At 69.5% G+C, this 5037-nt stretch carries 3 protein-coding genes; 1 reads left to right on the forward strand and 2 read right to left on the reverse strand.

Annotated elements, in window-relative coordinates; translation table 11 throughout:
- Positions 1 to 56: 56 nt before the first annotated feature.
- Positions 57 to 1346: a citrate synthase gene (locus ACFRMQ_RS37915; RefSeq protein ID WP_380735424.1), complete on the reverse strand. Its 1290-nt coding sequence runs from the start codon at positions 1344 to 1346 to the stop codon at positions 57 to 59.
- Between the two features lie 226 nt (positions 1347 to 1572).
- A complete protein-coding gene (locus ACFRMQ_RS37920) occupies positions 1573 to 3810 on the reverse strand; it encodes an ATP-dependent RecD-like DNA helicase (protein WP_380735425.1) in 2238 nt (745 codons plus the stop codon).
- 193 nt (positions 3811 to 4003) lie between these two features.
- On the opposite strand from ACFRMQ_RS37920, the gene ACFRMQ_RS37925 reads away from it, so the two are divergent.
- Entirely contained in the window at positions 4004 to 4795 is a 792-nt protein-coding gene (locus tag ACFRMQ_RS37925) for a VOC family protein (RefSeq protein WP_380735426.1), read from the forward strand.
- The last annotated feature ends 242 nt before the right edge of the window (positions 4796 to 5037 follow it).

Below are 5037 nucleotides of genomic sequence, written 5' to 3' on the forward strand. Positions count from 1 at the left end.
ACAGCGGCCGGGCCCCTCTCAGCTTCCGCGCGGGCCGGTGATCGGCTCCGCTCCGGTCAGCGGGCGTCCAGCGGGACGTAGTCGCGGATCTCGGTGCCGGTGTAGATCTGGCGCGGACGGCCGATCCGGCTGGTCGGGTCGTTGATCATCTCGTGCCAGTGGGCGATCCAGCCCGGCAGCCGGCCGAGGGCGAACAGCACGGTGAACATGCTGGTCGGGAAGCCCATGGCGCGGTAGATCAGGCCGGTGTAGAAGTCCACGTTCGGGTACAGCTTGCGCGAGATGAAGAAGTCGTCCTTGAGGGCGTGCTCCTCCAGCTTGAGCGCGATGTCGAGCAGCTCGTCGCTCTTGCCGAGCTGGCTGAGCACCTCGTGCGCGAGCAGCTTCACCTGGGCCGCGCGCGGGTCGAACGCCTTGTAGACCCGGTGACCGAAGCCCATCAGCTTGACGCCGGCTTCCTTGTTCTTCACCTTCGTGATGAAGGCGTCGACGTCGCCGCCGTCCTTCTGGATGCTCTCCAGCATCTCCAGCACGGCCTGGTTGGCGCCGCCGTGCAGCGGACCCCACAGGGCCGAGATGCCGGCCGAGATCGAGGCGAACAGGTTGGCGTGGCTGGAGCCGACCAGGCGCACGGTGGAGGTCGAGCAGTTCTGCTCGTGGTCCGCGTGCAGGATGAGCAGCTTGTCCAGCGCGTTGACGACGACCGGGTTGAGCTCGTAGTCCTCGGCGGGGACGGCGAAGGTCATCCGCAGGAAGTTCTCGACGTAGCTCAGGTCGTTGCGCGGGTAGACGAAGGGCTGGCCCATCGCCTTCTTGTACGCGTACGCGGCGATCGTCGGCAGCTTGGCGAGCAGGCGGACGGTCGACAGGTGGCGCTGGCCCGCGTCGAACGGGTTGTGGCTCTCCGGGTAGAACGTGGACAGCGCGCCGACCACCGAGGACAGCATCGCCATCGGGTGGGCGTCCCGCGGGAAGCCCTGGAAGAAGCGCTTGACGTCCTCGTGCAGCAGGGTGTGCTGGGTGATCTCGCGGTTGAACTCCGCCAGCTGGTCCGCGCTGGGCAGCTCGCCGTTGATCAGGAGGTACGCGGTCTCGATGAAGCCGCCATCGGAGGCAAGCTGCTCGATCGGGTAGCCGCGGTACCGCAGGATGCCGTTGTCACCGTCCACGAAGGTGATCGCGGACTTGTACGCGGCGGTGTTACCGAAGCCGTTGTCCAGGGTGACCAGGCCGGTCTGCGGGAGCAGCTTCGAGATGTCGAAGCCGGAGTTGCCCGCAGTGCTCTCGACGACGGGGTACTCGTACTCGCCGTCCTGGTACCGCAGTACTACCGAGTTGTCGCTCACGTCTTCCTCACCGACGAAATGAATCCTCTTCCAAGGTGCCCTGACTGCCTCTACCATCCCCCATCCGGAGGACAGCCGCGCACCCGGGGTGGCCCGATAGGGCCCTCCCCTACAAAACCTGCCGCCGCAGCCGGTACGAACCGGACAAGATCGGCACCCACCCTAGGCTCTGCCGTAAATCTCTTCACGTCAAGAGAACATTAGAGGCAACCATCGCGTTGGATAATCATCCAGCTGTCAGCCGGTGGTCGAGTGCGGTATGCCTCCGACCTGCGCTGACGGCCCGGACAGCCTGTCCGATCGCCTTGCGTGACCCCACCAGCACCACGAGTTTCCTGGCCCTGGTCACAGCGGTGTAGAGCAGGTTCCGCTGGAGCATCGTCCAAGCGGACATGGTGACCGGAATCACCACGACCGGGTACTCACTGCCCTGCGAGCGGTGGATCGTCACCGCGTAGGCGTGCGCCAGCTCGTCCAGTTCGTCGAATTCGTACTCCACCTCCTCGTCCTCGTCGGTGAGCACCGTCAGCCGCTGGTCGTCCACGCTGAGGGCGGTCACCACTCCCACTGTGCCGTTGAAGACGCCGTTCCGCCCCTTGTCGTAGTTGTTGCGGATCTGGGTGACCTTGTCCCCCACCCGGAACGTGCGACCGCCGGAACGGCGTTCGGCCAGCCCCTCCCGGGCCGGCGTCACCGCCGCCTGGAGCAGCGTGTTCAGGTTCCCCGCCCCGGCCGGGCCCCGGTGCATCGGCGCCAGCACCTGGACGTCCCGGCGCGGGTCGTAGCCGAACTTCCGCGGGATCCGGCGCGCCACCACGTCCACCGTCAGCCCGGCCGCCCGCTCCGCGTCCTCCTCGGCGAACAGGAAGAAGTCCGCCAGACCGTCCGTCAGCGGCGGCCTGCCCTCGTTGATCCGGTGCGCGTTGGTCACCACCCCGGACTGCTGCGCCTGCCGGAAGATCCTGGTCAGCCGCACCGACGGGACCGGCCCGACCTCGGCCAGCAGATCCCGCAGCACCTCCCCCGCACCGACCGAGGGCAGCTGGTCCACGTCCCCCACGAACAGCAGGTGGGCGCCCATCGGCACCGCCTTGACCAGCTTGTTCGCCAGAATCAGATCCAGCATGGAGGCCTCGTCGACCACCACCAGGTCCGCGTCCAGCGGCCGGTCCCGGTCGTACGCGGCGTCCCCGCCCGGCTTCAGCTCCAGCAGCCGGTGCACCGTCGAGGCCTCCATCCCGGTCAGCTCCGCCAGCCGCTTCGCCGCCCGGCCGGTCGGCGCCGCCAGCACCACCTTCGCCCGCTTCGCCAGCGCCAGCGTGACGATCGACTTCACCGTGAACGACTTGCCGCAGCCCGGACCGCCCGTCAGCACCGCGACCTTCTCGGTCAGCGCCAGCCGCACCGACTGCTCCTGCTCCGGCGCCAGCTCGGCCCCGGTCCGCTTCGCCAGCCACTCCAGCGCGACCGGCCAGTCCACGCTCCCGAACCACGGCATCCGGTCCTCCTCCGAACGCAGCAGCCGCAGCAGCTGGTTGGAGACCGAGATCTCCGCACGGTGGAACGGCACCAGGTACACGGCGGTCACCGGCTCGCCGCCCTCCCCCGGGACCGCCTCGCGCACCACGCCCTCGGCCGCCACCAGCTCCGCCAGGCAGTCGATCACCAGCCCGACGTCCACCTGGAGCAGCTTCACCCCGTCCGCGATCAGCCGCTCCTCCGGCAGGAAGCAGTGCCCCTGGTCGGTGCTCTGCGACAGCGCGTACTGGAGACCGGCCTTCACCCGCTCCGGGCTGTCGTGCGGGATGCCCACCGCCTGGGCGATCCGGTCCGCCGTCAGGAAGCCGATGCCCCACACGTCCGACGCCAGCCGGTAGGGCTCGTTCCGCACCACCCCGATGGAAGCGTCGCCGTACTGCTTGTAGATTCGCACAGCCAGCGAGGTGGACACCCCGACCCCCTGGAGGAAGACCATCACCTCCTTGATGGCCTTCTGCTCCTCCCAGGCCGCCGCGATCTTCTTCGTCCGCTTCGGCCCCAGCCCCGGCACCTCGATCAGCCGGCCCGGCTCGTTCTCGATCACCTCCAGGGTGTCCACCCCGAAGCGCTCCACGATCCGCTCGGCGAACCGAGGCCCGATCCCCTTGATCAGCCCCGAGCCCAGGTACCGCTGGATGCCCTGGACGGTGGCGGGCAGCACCGTGGTGTAGTTCTCCACCGTGAACTGCCGCCCGTACTGCGGGTGCGAGCCCCAGCGCCCGTGCAGCCGCAGCGACTCGCCGACCTGCGCCCCCAGCAACGCGCCCACCACCGTCAGCAGGTCGTTCGCGCCCCGGCCGGTGTCCACCCGGGCCACCGTGTAGCCGGTCTCCTCGTTGGCGTAGGTGATCCGCTCCAGCACGCCCTCGACCTGCGCCAGTTGGCGTGGCACCTGCTGTCCGGACTGCGCCGTCTGCCTGCTCACCGGACCCCCTTCGACCGGTACGGGTGGAACATTCCGCTACGCACCGTACCGCCCGTCCCCGACAGGTCCACCCGCCCGGCGGCCGCGGCCCCTGCCGTGCACCGCCCCCGCCGAGGTGCCAGGCTGGGAGGCACCGAGGGGGACCCGTCGTCGACCGCGCCCGCCCGGGCCCCGTCCGAGGAGCAGTGCCGCCATGCTCAACACCGACTTCCGCCCCGGCTCCCCGGTCTGGCTCGACCTGAGCAGCCCGGACTCCCGGACGTCCGTCGACTTCTACACCGCGCTGTTCGGCTGGACCTTCGACTCGGCCGGTCCCGAGGCCGGCGGGTACGGCTTCTTCCAACTCGACGGCCGGACCGTCGCCGCCCTCGGCCCGCTCCCCGACGAGGACGCCTCACCCGGCTGGACGCTCTACTTCGCCACCGTGGACGCCGACCGCACCACGGCCCTGGTCGAACAGGCCGGCGGCCGGGTCCGGTTCGCCCCCTTCGACGTCTTCACCGCCGGCCGGCTGGCCGGCTACACCGACCCGACCGGCGCCGACTTCGCCGTCTGGCAGCCGCGTGACACCCGCGGCCTGGACCTCGTCACCGAGGAGGGCAGCCTCTGCTGGACCGAGTGCTACAGCATCGACGCCGAGCGCGCCAAGTCCTTCTACCGCGCCGTCTTCGACTGGCAGGAGCAGGACGTCCCGCTCGGCGAGGTGATGTACACCGTCCTCACCCCGGCCGGCGGCGGCACCGACGACGCCCACGGCGGCATCATGCAGCTCGGCCCCGAACACACCGCCCGAGGCACCACCTCGCACTGGCTCCCCTACTTCGAGGTCCCGAACGCCGACGCCAGCCTCGCCATCGCCGCCACGCTCGGCGCGACCGTCCGCATCCCGGCCATGGACGTCCACGGCGTCGGCCGGCTGGCCCAGCTGGTCGACCCGCACGGAGCCGTCTTCGCCGTCATCACCAGCAGCAAGCCCGGGGATTGACGGTCCGAATGAGGTCTCACGGCCCTTCAGGAGGGCCGTGAAGGGGTGCTACGGGCGTAGACAAGGGACAGGCGGGGAAGCGAGCGTCCCGGCGCCCTGATCGCGCCTGACGCGGCCGTTCTGGCGATCCACTCGGATCCGGGTTTTCCCCGGAAACGCGAAGAACCCCCATCCGGAAACCGGATGGGGGTTCATTCACAATAATTGTTCGGCGGCGTCCTACTCTCCCACAGGGTCCCCCC

This window comes from Kitasatospora sp. NPDC056783, from assembly GCF_042789895.1.
Classification (GTDB): domain Bacteria; phylum Actinomycetota; class Actinomycetes; order Streptomycetales; family Streptomycetaceae; genus Kitasatospora.